Source organism: Glacieibacterium arshaanense, assembly GCF_004681125.1.
In the GTDB taxonomy this organism is placed as follows: domain Bacteria; phylum Pseudomonadota; class Alphaproteobacteria; order Sphingomonadales; family Sphingomonadaceae; genus Polymorphobacter_A; species Polymorphobacter_A arshaanense.
On the sequence record NZ_SIHO01000001.1, the window covers coordinates 1169709 to 1186120 of the forward strand.

The window sequence follows — 16412 nt, forward strand, 5'->3', positions numbered from 1 at the left end:
GTCCGCGCGGCAGTCCGTCACCGATGGCATGGTGCTCATCCCCGGCGGGCTGTTCGCAATGGGCGCGAACGACAGCTACCCCGAGGAAGCGCCGATCCACAATGTCGAGGTCGACAGCTTCTGGATCGACAAGACGACGGTGACCAACGCGCAGTTCGCGGCGTTCGTCGCGGCCACCGGCCATGTCACCGTCGCCGAGACCGTGCCGCGTGCCGAAGACTATCCCGGCGCTCTGCCCGAGATGCTCTACGCCGGCAGCCTGGTGTTCAAGAAGACCCGCGGCAAGGTCGATACCGCCGACTGGTCGCAGTGGTGGGAATTCCGCAAGGGCGCCGACTGGCGCCACCCCTATGGTCCCGGCAGCAGCATCGAGGGGCTCGATGACCACCCCGTCGTCCATGTCGCCTATGCCGATGCACTGGCCTACGCCACCTGGGCCGGCAAGGAACTGCCGACCGAGGCCGAACATGAATATGCCGCACGCGGCGGGCTGATCGGCGCCACCTACGCCTGGGGCAACGTCTTCCGCCCCGGCGGCAAGCACATGGCGAACACCTGGCAGGGCGGCTTCCCGTACGAGAACACCCGCGAGGACGGCTGGGAAACCACCGCCCCCGTCGGCAGCTATCCGGCCAACGGCTACGGCCTGTACGACATGATCGGCAACGTCTGGGAATGGACGCAGGACTGGTACGCGCCCAAACACAGCGCCAACGAGGCCAAGGCCTGCTGCGTCCCCAAGAACCCGCGCGGCCCGGCGACCGGCACCATCGACCCCAACACGCCGCAGGTACCGATCCAGCAGAAGGTCCTCAAGGGCGGCAGCTTCCTGTGTGCGCCAAGCTATTGCAAACGCTACCGCCCCGCCGCGCGCCATGCCGAGTCGATCGATACATCGACCTGCCATGTCGGGTTCCGCTGCGTGGTGCGGGCGAAGTAGAGCCTCCGGCGGGCAGGGCCTTGGCCCTGCACCCATATGTTGGGGCGGTGCTGTCAGGCCGGACGTAGCGCTACACAGCGCCCACGCAAGTCATGGGTGCAGGGCCAAGGCCCTGCCCGCCGGAGGCCCTCCCACAAACACGTCCGAAAACCGCCAGACTTGCCCGCCGCCCATGTTATGTTGCCGGCATGGACAACGCCCCTGCCCCCATTGATCCCGCCACCGCGTACCGCGCCATGCTGGCGCGTGACGCACGGTTCGACGGGCGCTTCTTCGTCTGCGTCCGCACCACCGGCATCTACTGCCGGCCGGTGTGTCCGGCGCGGCCGCCGAAGGTGGAGAACTGCCGGTTCGTGGCTTCGGCGGCGGCGGCTCAGGCGGCGGGGTTTCGGCCGTGCCTGCGCTGCCGGCCCGAGACGGCGCCCGACATGGGGGCGTGGATTGGCAGCTCGAACACCGTGCGGCGGGCGCTGGCGCTGATCGAGGCGGGCGCGCTCGATAGCGGTGATGTCGAGGCGCTGGGTGACCGGCTGGGGGTTGGCGGGCGGCAATTGCGGCGGCTGTTCCGCCAGCATCTCGGCGCCTCGCCGGTGGCGGTGGCGCAGACGGCGCGGGTGCTGCTGGCGAAGCAGCTGATCCATGACACCGGGCTATCGATGGCGCAGGTGGCGTTTGCGGCGGGCTTCGGCAGCGTGCGGCGCTTCAACGAGACATTCCAGGCGCTGTATCAACGCCCGCCGGGTGCGCTGCGGCGGCGCAAGGCCGGGGCCGGTGGTCCGTTGCTGTTGCACCTTCGCTACCGCGGGCCGCTCGACTGGGATGACTTGCTCGCGCAGATCGCCGCGCGTGGCGACGCCGCTGAAACCGTCGCCGATGGCCGCTACCGGCGCAGCTTCGACGGCGGCAGCGTCAGCGTCCACCGCGTCGATGACGACCGGCTGGCGGCGGAGATCGACCTGCCCAAACTGGAGGCGCTGCCGCAGTTGATTGCCGCATTGCGCCGCCGGCTCGATCTGGCGGCCGATCCGGCGGCGATTGCGGCGGTGCTGGCGGCGGATCCGCGACTGGCGGCGGCGGTTGCCGCACGCCCCGGCCTGCGCGTCCCCGGCGCCTGGGATGGCCCCGCCGATCCGACACCTGACCCCGCCGAAAACCCGGCGTGGCGTCCGTGGGGCGCCTATGCCGCACGCTATCTTGCTTTAAGTTCAGGAGCTTCCGATGCAATTGCAGCTTGACCGTTTCACGACGCCGATCGGCGAATTGTTGCTGGTGTTCGATGACGCCGGCCTGCGCGCGCTCGATTTCGTCGATTTCGAGGAGCGCATGCGCCGCCTGCTGCGGCTGCACTATGGCGATGTGACTTTGACCGACGCCCCTGCCCCCGCCGCGATCACCGCGCCGCTGACCGCCTATTTCGCCGGCGATCTGGCCGCGCTCGACAGCGTCAAGGTGGCGACCGGCGGCACCGATTTCCAGCGCGAGGTGTGGGCGGCACTGCGCAACATTCCCGCCGGCGCGACCGCCAGCTACGGCGAACTTGCGGCAGCGGTCGGGCGCCCCAAGGCCAGCCGCGCCATCGGCATGGCGAACGGATCGAACCCCATCGGCATTGTCGTGCCCTGCCACCGCGTCATCGGCGCCAATGGCACGCTGACGGGCTATGCCGGCGGCGTCGAGCGCAAGCGCTGGCTGCTGCGGCACGAGGGCGCGCTGGCTGACGCGTTGATTTGAGCCACGACGAATTTCCGGCCAGCGGATATCCCCGCCCCGGTCCATCGTCCTCGCAATCTGTTCCCGCACCGCCACGGTGGGGGAAATCCTCTTCCCGGTAACGGCTTCCTTGGGTGGGTTGCTTGGTTACCGGGAAGAGGCAGGCTTTGTGTCGCTGGTCGAGGTAGCCGGTAGCGGAGGGCGACGGCTTCCAAGGCCGAACGCGTATATCACGCTGTAGTTCACGCGTTTTTTGGACGCATTTAGTGCAGACGTAAGTGCCCTCCTTGGAACACTTGGAGCTGAAGTCCTCGACCTGACAGAGCGCGGGGCTGAAAAGCGCGGCGGTGAAACGACACGTCCGGGTACGCAAGTGGCGATCGTGGGCCCGGACAGGTTGGACGGGAAACACCCATTTCCCGTCGCCTTGATGAACTTACTAACCGATTCGGTTCGTGAAGTCAAGTGAAATCGCGCCAGCGGCTCAGTCGCCCGCAGCCGCCTCAAGCTTCGCAACGCGCCGGCGGTCGCGGAATGCCACAATCTCGGTCCACGCCAGCAGCGCCAGCCCGAGCATGAATGGAATCAGCGTGTAGATGACGCGGAACAGGAACAGCGCGGCGAGCAACGGCGCCTTGGGCGCGTCGGGCAGCAGCAGCAGCGTGACGGCTTCGAACACCCCCAGCCCGCCCGGCGAATGGCTCATCGCGCCGACGATCATCGCCACAGCATAGACCGTCAGGAAGGTGGCAAACCCCGGCAGGCCCACATCAGGCAGCAGCACGTACAGCGCGGCGGCGGCAAACCCCAGGTCGAACGCGCCGAGCAGGATCTGGATGCCGGTCTCGCGGCCGTTGGGCAGGTAGAGCACATGGCCGAACGCCTTGAGCGGGTGGCGCCACAGCGCCGCGAGCAGCCAGTAGCCCGCCGCACCCGCCAGCAGCAGCACGCCGGCCCAGCGCTCGATGCCGGGCAGATAAGCCGAATATTGCGCGAACGGCCCCGACAATTCGGGCGAAATCACCAGCCCGACGCCCGCCAGCATGACGATACCGAGCCAGAAGGTGAAGCCGCACAGCCCGATGATCAGCGCCACATCGATCGGCGTCACCCCGACGCGCGTGTACATCCGGTACCGCACCGAGCCGCCGGTCAGCACCGTCAGCCCGAGCGTGTGGCTCATCGTGTAGCTGGTGAACGACGCCAGCGCGATCAGCTGGTAGCGCAGCGTGTAGCCGAGGTGGCGCACCGCGAACCAGTCATAGCCGGTCAGCAGCACATAGCTCATGAAGGCAAAGAACGCCGACATTATCAGCGTCGTCGTCGGCGTCGCGTGCACCGCGGCGACGATGTCGGCAATCCGCACCTCGTCGGCGATGCGCATCAGCGCGAAAATCGCGAGCGCCAGCACCAGCATGCCGGCCAACGCGCCCAGCGTGTTGGTCAGGCTCAGGCGCCGCTTGGGCACCGGAGGCAGCAGGTCAGGCGAAGTTGAGGTCAAACCTGAAATGCTCCGCACGCCAAACGCTCGAGTGGGCGACACTGGTGGGCCCGGAGGGGCTCGAACCCCCAACCTAGCCGTTATGAGCGGCCTGCTCTACCATTGAGCTACAGGCCCGACCGTGCCGGATGCATGCGGTAGCGCGAAGCGCGGCGTGGGGCAAGCGTGCGGGGGCACCGAGCGCGCGGCACAAAAAAATTGGGCCGGGTGCGCGTGGCACCCGGCCCAGTGGAATTTGGGTGATCCGACAGGCAGCCGAAGCCGCGCGGATCAAGTTCTGACCTCAAGGGGGGAGGAGCGGCCAGAAACACCCGTCGGGCACCGCAGGGGGGAGGAGCGGTGCCGGACATTCGCTGCCGAAGCAGCAACAATGACCCTATGCCCGATTCATATTTGAGAGAGCAGTCGTTTATGCTGCAGTGCAGCTATGCAGCGGATGCATGGCTGCGCGAGGGTTGTCGAGGAAGTTCAAGGGCCTCCGGCGGGCAGGCCGCAGGCCTGCACCATTTGTTTGGGGCTGGTGTGTCGGGAATGACCGGAATGGGGTGGGAAGCTGAACTTCAGGTATTTGTCCGGTAGTACAAATTCCAGACGTTAGCTTGGAATCGCTTGGAGCAATTCATCAACAAAGAGCCACACACCCATGGCGAAAACCAGCGAGAAAAATCCGATGAAAGCCCAAAACCCCAATGGGTTAGTGCTACGGACCAAATCATGCCGGCCAAACAAGAATATCACCTTATCCTGTTTTAGGGTGGTCAGTATGACACTCATGGGGACAAGGATCATGATAAGGCTACGAGTGATATGATAGCCGAAAATAGATGTGAAGATGCCAAGCAGCACCAGCCCGACGACAACGCGCCACACCTCAATTTGCAAAGTTGATTTCCCAATCACGTTTGCAGGCTAGCATCTATTCCAATGTCCGCAACTGGGAAACAAAGCCAACGATTTGAATGTCTGGAACGGGGTCGTTAGCCGACAGGCAGCTAAAGCCCACCCCCCGCCCCCTCCCTTGCAGGGAGGGGAGCAGCCAGTATGCGGCGCGAAACAACCGGGTGCAGGGGTCACCCCTGCCCGCAGGAGGCCCTTCGCGAACCTCCCTTCCCCTACGCCGTCGGGTCGCGCGTCAGATCGAGCGCTTCGAGCGTCATGCGTTGCACGAGGAAGTCGCGCAGCACGCCGACGCGCACCGATTTGCGCAGTTCGGAGGGGTAGACGAAATAGGTGCGGAAGACGGCGCCTTCGACGTCGGGCAGGATTGGTTTGACGCGCCCCGAGAAGCGGATGAGGTAGCTGGGGAGTGCGGCGATGCCGGCGCCGGCTTCGACGGCTTGCAAAACCCCGAAGCTGTTGTTGATGGTCAGCACCGGCACGCGCTGCGGCGCGTCGGGGCCGACTTCGAGGATCCAGTTGATGCCTTTGAGCGCATCGGGGGCCGAGGCGCCATAGGCGAGCAGCCGGTGGCCATCGAGGTCTTCGAGCGTTTTGGGCTCGCCGTAGCGTTCGAGGTAGGCGGGCGACGCGCACATGCGGTGGCGGATCGGCACCAGCGGTTTCTGGATGAGGTCGCTTTGGCGCGGCGCGTGGAAGCGGATGGCGACATCGGCCTCGCGCTTGGCCAAATCGACATCGCTGTCGCCGAGAAGCATGGTGACGGTGATATCGGGATAAAGATCGAGGAAATCGACCATTTGGCGGGCCAGCCAGGTCGACCCGAAGCTGACGGTGGTGGCGAGGCGGATTTCACCGGTGGGACGGTCGCGCGACGCCTCGATACTCGCCTGGGTGCGGTCGACCGCCTCGGCCATGTCGCGCGTTGCCTGGTGGAGCTGTTCGCCTTCGTGCGTCATTGCGAGGCCGCGGGCGTGGCGGTGGAACAGCTTGGCGTTGATGCTCGATTCGAGCGTCTGGATCTGGCGGCTGAGCGCCGGCTGGCTCATGTGCAGGCGCCGCGCCGCTTCGGTGAAGCTGCCGGCTTCGGCAACGGCATGAAACAGCCGCAGGCGTTCCCAGTCTAGCTGCATCGCTAGCTTGGCGCGTGCGCGAGGAAGCGTTCAGCCTCGAGCGCGGCCATGCAGCCCATGCCGGCGGCGGTGACGGCCTGGCGGAAGACCTTGTCCTTGACGTCGCCGGCGGCGAACACGCCGGGCACCGAGGTGGCGGTCGAGTCGGGGGCGGTGAGCAGATAGCCTTCGCTGTCCATGTCGAGCTGGCCGACGAACAATTCGGTGGCGGGCGTGTGGCCGATGGCGACGAACAGCCCGTCAACCGCGAGCGTGTTGCGTTCACCGGTGACGGTGTCGCGCAGCGTCAGCCCGGTGACGCCGACGGGTTCATGCGTGCCAGTGATTTCGGTGACTTCGGCGTTCCAGATCATCTCGATTTTCGGGTGGGCGAGCACGCGCGCCTGGTTGGTCTTGTCGGCGCGCAGCTCGTCGCGGCGGTGGATCAGGTAGACCTTGGTGGCGAAGTTGGTGAGGAACAGCGCCTCTTCGACCGCGGTGTTGCCGCCGCCGACGACGGCGACGACGCGGCCGCGGTAGAAGAAGCCGTCGCAGGTCGCGCATGCCGAAACGCCGTGGCCACGGAAGGTCAGCTCGGTGTCGAGCCCGAGCCAGCGCGCCTGCGCGCCGGTGGTGATGATGACAGTGTCGGCACTGTAGCGCGTGCCCGAGTCGCCGTTGGCGATGAAGGGCCGCTTCGACAGATCGATATCGAGGATGATGTCGCTGACCAGTTCGGCGCCGACGTGTTCGGCCTGTTCGGCCATCTTGAGCATCAGGTCGGGGCCCTGGATTGTGCTTTCACCGGGCCAGTTTTCGACTTCGGTGGTGATGGTCAGCTGGCCGCCGGGCTGCAGGCCCTGCACGAGCACCGGCGCCAATGCCGCGCGGGCGGCATAAACGGCAGCGGTATAGCCCGCCGGGCCGGAACCGATGACGAGGACCTTGGCATGTTTGACGTCGGACATTCGCGCAGATTCCTTGTTTGCGACTTCTCTAGCGCCAATGGCCAAGCGTTGCCTAGTGGAAGTGGCTGACACCGGTCGAGAGCACCGGAATCGCGTGATTTGTGCGTGCGTTTGACAAAAATGCGTGAATTATTGCCATTCTCCGCAATATAATTATAAATGCCGGCATACGGCACACGCAACGCCACATACCGTCTGTATCCAAGGATTTTCGCATGCACCGGTCCCGCCAGCCGCTCGATCAGATCGACCGCGTCATCCTGAGCCACCTGCAGAACGAAGGCCGAATCACCAACGTCGAACTTGCCGAGCGCGCCGGGCTGACAGCCCCGCCCTGCCTGCGCCGCGTCCGCGCGCTGGAAGAAGGCGGCGTCATCCGCGGCTATCACGCCGACCTCGACGCCGACTCGCTGGGCTACGGCATCACGGTGTTCGCTATGGTCAGCCTGAAGAGCCAGGCCGAAGCCGACCTGCGCGCCTTCGAGGAGCATGTCGCGGCGCTGCCGCAGGTCCGCGAATGCCACATGCTCAACGGCGAGATCGACTTCATTCTGAAGGTCGCAGCGCATGACCTGCAGGAGTTTCAGCGGTTTCTGACGACATCGCTGACGCCGGCGCCGAATGTTGCGAGTGTGAAGACGTCGCTGACGATCCGGACGTCGAAGTCGCTGCCCGGGGTGCCGGTGGATTTATAGGCGCGGGATTGCACGAACCAAGGTCGCTCATCCCGAGGTCGAGGGACGCGCTGAGGGGTCTGCGCGTCGCTATTAGACTGAGATAGAAAGTATCTATAAACTCGCGGAATGCTTCCAGTTTCGCAATACATTGAGCGCCTGCGCTTTCGGTATGCCCCAAGTGTGGCTCATTGGCTCGTCGATTTGTCAACCTGGCGAGCACGCCGCACCTTGAATCGGGACAATCAACTCGGAATATTGGTCGACAATACAGTGCTCAGCCATGCAACGACCCACGAAACCGCATGGATCTCAACAGAACGAGCGGGATCGGGAAGCCAGACCATAGACTCCGGTTATGCTGCACGGATCGCCGTCCATCCGGCAAATTCCAATGATAGGGACTATCACCATATTCGTCAGCTTCCCGGCCTGATTTCGCTCTATCGCCAAGGGCTCATCCAGCTACACACTTCGGCGGAGTTGCAGGCTGAGCAATTTCGTAAACCTGCAGGGCTGTTTCGCGGCTATGGCTATTGCGACCATAATCTTTTCAGCAGTGTGAAGCTGGAAAGTATCGATGGCTATGTCTTCCCCGACCTCGGACCGAAGTGGATGAACCTGCCAAATGCAGGAGATCAGCAACGCCGTAGGCTTGAAGCGCGCGCAGCATCTGATCCCGAATATGCGTCCCTTGTCGATGTGCTCGGACCGAGCAACAGCCAAGACGCATGGCATATTCGCACCGCTGAACAGAATGGCCTCTTCTGCTTCCTGACGATGGATTATCAGCTTTTGAAGAACCTAGAGGCTCAGAAAGGTGCGAAGCGCATAAAAGCCCTTCAAACGCGCGTGATGGCGCCATCCGAACTTGGACAGCATATTGGTTTGTTCCCCATCCCACCACATATTCTAAGCTATGCCGAGGCTAGTTTCCCCGTGCGCAGCGACCTGGCGTGGCCAGACGGGAAACGCAAAGGGCGAAAGAGACGCTAGAAGTGACACGCAATTGTTCGGTTATCAGATTTGTGCGCGAGCACCATCCGAACAACAAAACATAAAGATAGTAAGGGCGGGTCGGCAAAGCCGCCCGTCGGACGGGTTCGCCGGCGTTCGCCGCCGCCCCGCCGGCCGCACGCGCCGCGAGTCGGCGCGCTACGGAAATTCGCAAGTGCGAATTGCCATTGCGCGCGCGCCGCAGCGCGTGGTGGGCGATGACGGGCTCGAACCGCCGACCCTCTCGGTGTAAACGAGATGCTCTACCAACTGAGCTAATCGCCCCGCGCAGTGCAGGTGGCGCGGACTTACCGGCTTAGGGGGCGCACTGCAAGCACCGCGCCCGGTATCGGCAATTGCAACGGCGCGCAAATTGCCCGAATAAGGCCTTACGTTCCACGGAGGCCACCGCATGTTTGCCCGCCTGTTTGTCGACCACCCTGCCAGCGTCGGCGAAACCTATTTCCAGCACATGGGCGAATCGCTCAAGATCGGCGGGCGGCTGTTGCTTGCCGCGCTCGGCTGCGTCGTCCATGCCTTCGTGCCGGGGTGGTGCAAGACCACCGGCAGCACCGCGATCCTGACGCTCCACAAGGAAGTCATGCCGCGCCGCTTCGACCAACCGACGTTTTGATATAACCAACCAACGAACAAGGCCAAATGGCTGACAATAAAGGGGAGTTCGCATGACCAAACTCGGCTTTGACCGCAAGCGCCTGGCGGCAATCGATCCGTTCCTCAACGACCGCTACGTCAAGCCGGGCCGCCTGCCCGGTACGCTGACGCTGGTGGCGCGCCGTGGCGAGATCGCCCACCTAGGCGTCACCGGCATGGCCGATGTCGAGCGCAAGAAGAAGCTCGCCGAAGACACCATCTTCCGCATCTACTCGATGACCAAGCCGCTGACGTCGGTGGCGTTCATGATGCTGGTGGAGGAAGGCAAGGTATCGCTCGACCAGCCGGTGCACCGCTACATTCCGGCGTGGAAGGACCTTGGCGTGTTCAAGGCCGGCACGCACAAGACCGGCTTCATGACGACGCCGACCAGCGGCCCGATGCGCATCGTCGACCTGCTGCGCCACACCAGCGGGTTGACCTATGGCTTCCAGAATCGCACCAATGTCGATGCCGCCTACCGTTCGGCGCGCATCGGCGAGATCGAAAAGGCCGGCACGCTCGACACGATGATCGCCGATCTGGCGAAGATTCCGCTTGAGTTCTCGCCCGGAACTGCCTGGAATTACTCGGTGGCGACTGACATCCTGGGCTATCTCATCGGTGTCATTTCGGGGCAAAAGTTCGAAGATTTCCTGCACGACCGCATCCTCAAGCCGCTCGGCATGAAAGACACCGGCTTCCATGTGCCGGCCGACAAGGCGCACCGTTTCGCCGCCTGCTACACGCCGACGCCCAAGGGCGGCATGGACTTGCAGGACGATCCGACGAAGAGCCCCTATCTGGCGCCGCCGTCGTTCGTGTCGGGCGGCGGCGGGCTGGTTTCAACCGCCGCCGACTATCTCAAATTCGCGCAGGCCATGCTCAACGGCGGCGTCCATATCGACGGCAAGCATCGCCACCGCCTGATCAGCCGCAAGACGCTCGACCTGATGACCGCCAACCACCTGCCCGGCGGCGTCGACCTGCCGGCGCTGTCAAAGTCGCTGTTCAGCGAAGCGCAGTATGACGGCACCGGCTTTGGCCTCGGCTTCGCCACCAGCACCAGCGCCGCACGCACGCTGATGCCGGGCAGCGACGGCGACTATTTCTGGGGCGGCGCCGCCAGCACCTTCTTCTGGATCGACCCGAAAGAAGACCTGATCGCCATCTTCATGACGCAGCTCATCCCGTCATCGACCTATCCGGTGCGCAATGAACTGCGGACGATGATTTATTCGGCATTGGACGACTGACAGGGTCAAAGAGCCTCCGGCGGGCAGGCCTGAGGCCTGCACCCGATTGAAGGGCGCACAACAATTGGGTGCAGGGGTCACCCCTGCACGCCGGAGGCCCTGCTCTCTCAGACCTTGCGCAACTCGTCGGTCAGCGTCGCCAGCGCACCGACCACCGCATCGACCTTTTTGACCGTCGTGGCAATTTTGGCGGCGGCGGCACGGCCATCCTTGACTGCTTTATTGGCCGCCTTGGCATTGTTTAGCGCCGCATCAATGGCATCATTGTTGGCGTCGAGCTTGAGCCGCTTGGCGAGCGACCACATGCCGCTGATCCGCGCATAATTGGCATCGATGCGGTAGATCAGCTCGGGCTTGCCCTTCGCGGCGGTTATGTCGTCGTTATAGTTGTCGTCGGCGTCGATATACGCCTGATCATACTGGTCGAATTTTTCGTCCTTCGTCGACATACGCCACCCCCGTTATTTCGACCGGTTGTTGTACATCGCAGCCCAGCCCTCGGCCTCGCCCAGCGCGGCGATGACTTCGTCGAGTGTTACCGGCGCGCCCTTTTCGAACTCGACGTGCTGTTCGCGCAACGCCGCGAGCGCCTCGACATTCGCGGCATAAACTTTCGCGGCGGTCTGGCTGCGCACCCAGTCCTGATAATCGATCAGCGTCAGCGCGACCGCAGCAGCGCGCGGCGTCGACAGCGACGCCGGCGGTGCCAAGCCGAGCGGCGCCTGGAATTCAGTCACGAACGGCAGCGGATCGGCGTAACCGGTTGAAACCAGTGTCTTGATCAGGTTCTTGCGGACCCGCGCCAGCGTGTCGGCAATTTCCTGATCGGTCTTGGCCTCGCTGGCCAGCGCGTCGGCGAGACGCTGGTTGGCCTCACGGATCATCACGCTGCCATGGATCAGCCGCTCGGTCTGCGCATGTGCTGCACCGACGCCGGCCGCCTTGGCGAGCACCTTGCCGGCAAAATCGAGTGGCACGGTCGCCGGCAGCGACACCGCCGCGGCAAACGCATTGACCGAGCCGAACAGCGACCCGACCGCGGCTTCGAGCTCGCCCGGTGCGTCATATTTCGCCTCCGCCCCGAGCGCCTTATAGGCAGCGCCGAGAGCGTTGATGGCGCGGGCGCGCAGCTGGATGGTTTTCGCCAGCGCCTGGTCCTCGGCAAACTGCGCTTCCTGTTCGGGAATGATGACCGCGGGGTCGCACGCCGTCGCATCCGCGGCGCATTTGACCGCGACTGAACGCACCAGTTGGCGCTGCAATTTGAGGCTGACGTCCGAGGATACGGTCTCAAAGGTCGACGCGGCGACCTCGGTGGTCTGCTGTCCAGCATCGGCAAGCGACAACGCCGGCCCGCGCGGCACCGTCGCACAGGCGGACAGCAATGCGATTGTCACAATGGCCAGACCATGTCGCAGCACGGTGTCCCCCCTTGCCTTCAACGCACCCGAATAGTCAGGATACGCCCTTTGCCGGGCAAGTCCAGCGGCCAGCAACCGGGTGGCTCAGAGCCCGGCGCGCGCCATCAGCGCCGCGGTCGAGTCATCGAAGGCGCCGCCGGATTCGATCTGGCCGGCCATTTCCTTGCCGAGTTCGACGCCCCATTGGTCGAACGGGTTGATGCCGAGCATCGTTGCGGCGGTGAAGGTGCGGTGTTCGTAGAAGGCCAGCAGCGCGCCCAGCGTCGCGGCGTCGAGCCTGTCGAGCAGCAGCGTTGCCGAGGGGCGGTTGCCGGGGAAGCTCTTGGCGGCGGCGAGCGCGGGATCGCCGCCCGACAGCGCCAACGCGGCATCGAAGCTGCGACCCTTCATCAGCGCGGCGCCCTGCGCGAAACAGTTACCGAGTAGTTGGCGGTGGTGCGTCGGCGCGAGTTTGTCACCGGCTTCGATGACTGCGACGAATTCGGTGACGATGGGCTGCGTGCCCTGGTGCAGCAGCTGGAACACCGCATGCTGCGCGTCGGTGCCGGTACCGCCCCAGGTGACCGCGGCAGAGGCGCCGGCGAGCGGCGCGCCGTCGCGGGTGACGCGCTTGCCGTTGCTCTCCATTTCGAGCTGCTGGAGATAGGCGGGCAGCAGCGCGAGGCGCTGGTCATAGGCGAAGACGGCGCGTGTCGGGACGTTCTGGAAGGTGGCAGCCCAGACATCGAGCGCACCGGCGAGTGCCGGCAAATTGTCCGCGAGCGGTGTGTCGCGGAAATGCCGGTCAATGGCGGCGGCGCCGTCGAGCAATGCCGCGAACGTCGCCCAGCCGCAGCGCAGCGCCAAGGGCAGGCCTACGGCGGACCACAGCGAATAGCGGCCGCCGACGGTTTCGGCGAACGGCAGGATGTTCTCGTCGGCGATGCCGTATGCGGCGGCACGTGCGGGCGCGGCGGTGACGGCGATGCAGCGCGACCTTGGTTCGGCGATGCCGCCCGCCGCCAGCCAGTCGAGTGCCGAAGCGGCGTTGGTCATCGTCTCCAGCGTCGTGAAGGTCTTCGACACCAGCACCAGCAGCGTCGACGCCGGATCGCACTGTGCCAGCACGCGTTGCAGCGCGACGCCGTCGATGTTGGCGACGACGTGGCAGGCGGGGCCGTCGCCGCTATCACCCAGCGCATCGAGCAGCAGTGCCGGGCCGAGTGCCGAGCCACCGATGCCGATGTGGACGATGTGGCGCACGTCCGACGCGCGGACGCGGTCGACCAACGTGCGCATTTTGGTTTGTCCCACGGCGGCGGCCGCGACATCACGCGCCGCGCCGACGCCGCGTTCGGCCGTGTGCGTGGCCGCACGGCGCTCGCTGGGGTTGACGATCTCGCCGGCGAACAGTCGCGCTTTCCAGTCGTCGAGTTCGGCGGCGGCCGCCAGCTCGCCAAGCAGCGCCAGTGCGGGGGAATCGACCGCGAGCTTGGAAAAGTCGGCATAAAGCCCCGCGACATTGAGCGACAATGCCTCCAGCCGGCCTTCGTGTTCGTCGAACATTTGCGTCAGCGGCGTCGCGGCCAGCCCCTCGGCGTGCCTTGCCAGCGCCGCTTTGGCGGCCTGCAGGAGGTCGGCGGTCGTTCGGGTCGCGGTCATCAAGGGCTCCATCGCTCGGCCGGTGGTAGCATCAACCGGCGGGCGGCGTCACCCGCACTTGTCGCAGCGCCGCGTCGATTCCACGCGGATTGGCGGGGGCAAAACTTGACTTCGACCGCTGCAGCGCGTCATGCGGGCGTTGCATGATCCACGGACCCGCCCGATGAACAAGCCGCGCCCGGCCGATGCCACGCTCTACCCGACGCCGGCCGATATCGAGAACGCCCGCGCGCGCCACGCACAGCGCGCCGAGGCGCTGCGCCTGCGGCTGGGCGGTGTCACCAAGGTCATCGGCGGTGCGCTGCTGCTGGCGCTGACGTTGCGCAGTCTGGTGTTCGAGCCGTTCACCATCACGTCGCCGTCAATGCAGCCCGGCTTGCTGGTCGGCGATTATCTGTTCGTCGCCAAATGGCCCTATGGCTACAGCCGCTATTCGCTGCCACTGGCGCTGCCGCTGTTTGAAGGCCGCATTCCAGCGGGCCGGATGGCCAAGCGCGGCGATGTCGTGGTGTTCAAGGCGACTGCCGACAACCGCACCGACTTCATCAAGCGCGTCATCGGCCTGCCCGGCGATAGCGTTGCAGTGACGCACGGCCAACTGGTGCTCAACGGTGTCGCGGTGCCGCGCGTTGCCGAGCCGGCGAGCGCGACGCAGCACCGCTTCCGCGAAACGCTGGCGGGCCGCAGCTATGTCGTGACGCACAGCGCCGCCGACACGCCGCTCGATGACTTCGGGCCGGTCGTGGTGCCGCCCGACCATTATTTCATGCTGGGCGACAACCGCGACAACAGCGCCGACAGCCGGCTGGCGCTGATCGACGGCGGCGTCGGCATGGTGCCTGCAGGCAACCTTGTCGGCCGCGCCGACCGGGTGTTCTTCTCGGTCGATGCCGCCAAGTTGCGGCAGTCGCCGGTGCATTGGGGCGCGGCCATCCGGACCGACCGCATCGGGGCGCAGTTTTGAGCCGGACGCTGAAGCCTGCAACCGGTAACACCGACGACACGCTCGCCGCGTGGAGCCGCAGCGCGCTCGGCCATGACTTTGCCGATGCCAGCCTGCTACGCATCGCGCTGACCCATTCGAGCTTTCCTGGCGAAAGCTACGAACGGCTCGAGTTTCTCGGCGACCGCATCCTGGGTGCCATAGTCGCGTCGTGGCTGTTCAAGGAGTTCGGCGAAGTCGAGGGCAAGATGGCACGGCGCTTTGCAGCACTGGTCGATCGCGGCAGCTGCGCCGAAGTCGCGCGGCGCATCGATGTCGGCGCGCACCTGTTCATGGACCGCGCGGCGCGCAATGCGCATGTCGCGGCGTCCGAAAACGTGCTCGGCGACATGACCGAGGCGCTGATCGGCGCGCTGTATGTCGATGGCGGCTGGGCGGCGGCGGAAGCCTTTGTGCGCCGCCATTGGGAACCGATGGTCGATACCGCGACGCGCGCGCCCAAGGACCCCAAATCGGCGCTGCAGGAATGGGCACAGGGCCAGGGGCTGCCGATCCCCACCTATACCGTCATGCGCCGCGAAGGTCCCGACCATGCGCCGCGCTTCCGTGTCGCGGTCAGCATCCGTGGCCGCGACCCCGTCGATGCCAGCGGCAGCAGCAAGCAAGAGGCCGAAAAGGCCGCCGCGGTGGCGATGCTCGCCGCGGTTAGTCAAGGAACACCCGCGCGATGACCAACCAGCAACGTTGCGGCACGGTGGCCGTTGTCGGCGCGCCCAACGCCGGCAAGTCGACGCTCGTCAACGCGCTCGTCGGCCAGAAGGTCGCGATCGTGTCGAACAAGGTGCAGACCACCCGCACACGGCTGATGGGCATTGCCGTCGAGGGTGACGCCCAGCTGCTGCTGATCGATACGCCGGGCATCTTTGCGCCGCGCCGCCGCCTCGACCGCGCGATGGTGCGTGCTGCCTGGGAGGGTGCCAGCGGCGCCGATGTCATCGCCTTTGTCGTTGACGCCAAGACCGGCTTCCGCACCGATGCAGCCGCCATTCTCGACGCGATGGCGACGCGCAAGGAGCCCAAGCTGCTGGTGCTCAACAAGGTCGACATCACCAACAAGGGCAAGTTGCTCGACCTCGCGACGCACGCCAATGGCATCGCGCAGTTCGAGGAAACCTTTTTCATCGCCGCCGAAACCGGCGACGGTGTCCCCGAACTCAAGGCGGCACTCGCTGCGAAACTGCCGCTGAGCCCGTGGCACTTCCCCGAAGACCAGGTCAGCGACGCCACCACCCGCCTGATGGCAGCCGAAATCACTCGCGAGCAGCTCTACCGCCAGCTCCACGCCGAGCTGCCCTATTCGGCGGCGGTCGAGACCGAGAAATGGGAAGACCGCAAGGACGGCTCGACGGTCATCCATCAGCAGATCCTGATCGAGCGCGACAGCCAGAAAGCCATCGTGCTCGGCAAGGGCGGCGCGCGGCTGAAGGAAATCGGCTCGGTCGCGCGCGGCGAAATCGCCACGCTGACCGGCCGCAAGATCCATCTGTTCCTGCACGTCAAGGTCAAGCCCGACTGGTCCGAAGACCGCGATGTCTACAAGGGCATGGGGCTCGACTGGAGCGAGTGACGCAAGTGCCGCGCCGGCGGTGCGTATTTATCCCTAGTTAAATGCGCGCGCCGGCATGATAGTTTTATGAGA

The 16412-nt window shown here is 65.1% G+C and carries 17 protein-coding genes and 2 tRNA genes; 10 read left to right on the forward strand and 9 right to left on the reverse strand.

The genetic code is table 11. The features are described from left to right. Positions 1 to 28 precede the first annotated feature (28 nt). The 3 genes from EUV02_RS05395 to ogt all read left to right on the forward strand — a co-directional run bounded on the left by EUV02_RS05395 (position 29) and on the right by ogt (position 2671). The gene (locus EUV02_RS05395) at positions 29 to 940 is read left to right on the forward strand and encodes a formylglycine-generating enzyme family protein (protein WP_135245394.1); all 912 of its coding nucleotides are present in this window, start codon (positions 29 to 31) and stop codon (positions 938 to 940) included. A gap of 188 nt (positions 941 to 1128) precedes the next feature. Continuing rightward, positions 1129 to 2175, forward strand: a complete 1047-nt coding sequence (locus EUV02_RS05400) for a bifunctional transcriptional activator/DNA repair enzyme AdaA (RefSeq protein WP_135245148.1) — start codon at positions 1129 to 1131, stop codon at positions 2173 to 2175. Then, the gene (gene ogt, locus EUV02_RS05405) at positions 2159 to 2671 is read left to right on the forward strand and encodes a methylated-DNA--[protein]-cysteine S-methyltransferase (protein ID WP_135245149.1); all 513 of its coding nucleotides are present in this window, start codon (positions 2159 to 2161) and stop codon (positions 2669 to 2671) included. Before EUV02_RS05400 ends, ogt begins: the two co-directional genes overlap by 17 nt. 463 nt (positions 2672 to 3134) lie before the next feature. Here the strand turns inward: ogt and EUV02_RS05410 are convergent, their stop codons facing one another. From EUV02_RS05410 to trxB, 5 genes are all read right to left on the reverse strand, one after another. Then, positions 3135 to 4118, reverse strand: a complete 984-nt coding sequence (locus EUV02_RS05410) for a lysylphosphatidylglycerol synthase domain-containing protein (protein WP_135245150.1) — start codon at positions 4116 to 4118, stop codon at positions 3135 to 3137. Positions 4119 to 4193: 75 nt separating this feature from the next. Beyond that, positions 4194 to 4268, reverse strand: a tRNA-Ile gene (locus EUV02_RS05415). 477 nt (positions 4269 to 4745) lie between these two features. Then, entirely contained in the window at positions 4746 to 5051 is a 306-nt protein-coding gene (locus EUV02_RS05420; protein ID WP_135245151.1) for a hypothetical protein, read from the reverse strand. A 212-nt stretch (positions 5052 to 5263) separates the two neighbouring features. Further along, a complete protein-coding gene (locus tag EUV02_RS05425; RefSeq protein WP_135245152.1) occupies positions 5264 to 6181 on the reverse strand; it encodes a LysR family transcriptional regulator in 918 nt (305 codons plus the stop codon). Between the two features lie 2 nt (positions 6182 to 6183). Next, entirely contained in the window at positions 6184 to 7128 is a 945-nt protein-coding gene (trxB, locus tag EUV02_RS05430; protein ID WP_135245153.1) for a thioredoxin-disulfide reductase, read from the reverse strand. A gap of 215 nt (positions 7129 to 7343) precedes the next feature. On the opposite strand from trxB, the gene EUV02_RS05435 reads away from it, so the two are divergent. Both EUV02_RS05435 and EUV02_RS05440 read left to right on the forward strand, forming a co-directional pair. After that, positions 7344 to 7823 (forward strand): Lrp/AsnC family transcriptional regulator, encoded by a 480-nt coding sequence (locus EUV02_RS05435; protein WP_135245154.1) that lies wholly within the window; start codon positions 7344 to 7346, stop codon positions 7821 to 7823. 162 nt (positions 7824 to 7985) lie between these two features. Continuing rightward, a complete protein-coding gene (locus EUV02_RS05440) occupies positions 7986 to 8798 on the forward strand; it encodes a hypothetical protein (RefSeq protein WP_135245155.1) in 813 nt (270 codons plus the stop codon). 209 nt (positions 8799 to 9007) lie between these two features. Here EUV02_RS05440 and EUV02_RS05445 read toward each other — a convergent pair. Continuing rightward, positions 9008 to 9083: transfer RNA gene (locus EUV02_RS05445), tRNA-Val, on the reverse strand. A gap of 127 nt (positions 9084 to 9210) precedes the next feature. Between EUV02_RS05445 and EUV02_RS05450 the strand changes: the two genes are divergently transcribed. Beyond that, positions 9211 to 9432 carry a DUF6356 family protein gene (locus tag EUV02_RS05450; RefSeq protein ID WP_135245156.1) on the forward strand — a complete coding sequence of 74 codons (222 nt, stop codon included), beginning with the start codon at positions 9211 to 9213 and terminating at the stop codon, positions 9430 to 9432. Between the two features lie 52 nt (positions 9433 to 9484). Then, positions 9485 to 10708 (forward strand): serine hydrolase domain-containing protein, encoded by a 1224-nt coding sequence (locus EUV02_RS05455; RefSeq protein WP_135245157.1) that lies wholly within the window; start codon positions 9485 to 9487, stop codon positions 10706 to 10708. A gap of 107 nt (positions 10709 to 10815) precedes the next feature. On the opposite strand, the gene EUV02_RS05460 is transcribed toward EUV02_RS05455, so the two are convergent. The 3 genes from EUV02_RS05460 to pgi form a co-directional block, all read right to left on the reverse strand. Next, on the reverse strand, positions 10816 to 11157 hold the full coding sequence (locus tag EUV02_RS05460) for a hypothetical protein (RefSeq protein ID WP_135245158.1): 342 nt from the start codon (positions 11155 to 11157) through the stop codon (positions 10816 to 10818). A gap of 12 nt (positions 11158 to 11169) precedes the next feature. Then, positions 11170 to 12105 (reverse strand): hypothetical protein, encoded by a 936-nt coding sequence (locus EUV02_RS05465; protein WP_135245159.1) that lies wholly within the window; start codon positions 12103 to 12105, stop codon positions 11170 to 11172. Between the two features lie 108 nt (positions 12106 to 12213). Then, positions 12214 to 13770 (reverse strand): glucose-6-phosphate isomerase, encoded by a 1557-nt coding sequence (gene pgi, locus EUV02_RS05470; RefSeq protein WP_135245160.1) that lies wholly within the window; start codon positions 13768 to 13770, stop codon positions 12214 to 12216. 163 nt (positions 13771 to 13933) lie between these two features. On the opposite strand from pgi, the gene lepB reads away from it, so the two are divergent. The 3 genes from lepB to era are packed head-to-tail and all read left to right on the forward strand — an operon-like array spanning position 13934 to position 16340. Further along, on the forward strand, positions 13934 to 14734 hold the full coding sequence (lepB, locus tag EUV02_RS05475) for a signal peptidase I (protein ID WP_166430517.1): 801 nt from the start codon (positions 13934 to 13936) through the stop codon (positions 14732 to 14734). After that, complete coding sequence (gene rnc / locus EUV02_RS05480) at positions 14731 to 15444, forward strand: ribonuclease III (protein ID WP_243445773.1); 714 nt, start codon at positions 14731 to 14733, stop codon at positions 15442 to 15444. The genes lepB and rnc overlap by 4 nt, the downstream gene beginning before the upstream one ends. Next, on the forward strand, positions 15441 to 16340 hold the full coding sequence (era, locus tag EUV02_RS05485; protein WP_135245162.1) for a GTPase Era: 900 nt from the start codon (positions 15441 to 15443) through the stop codon (positions 16338 to 16340). Before rnc ends, era begins: the two co-directional genes overlap by 4 nt. Positions 16341 to 16412 lie beyond the last annotated feature (72 nt).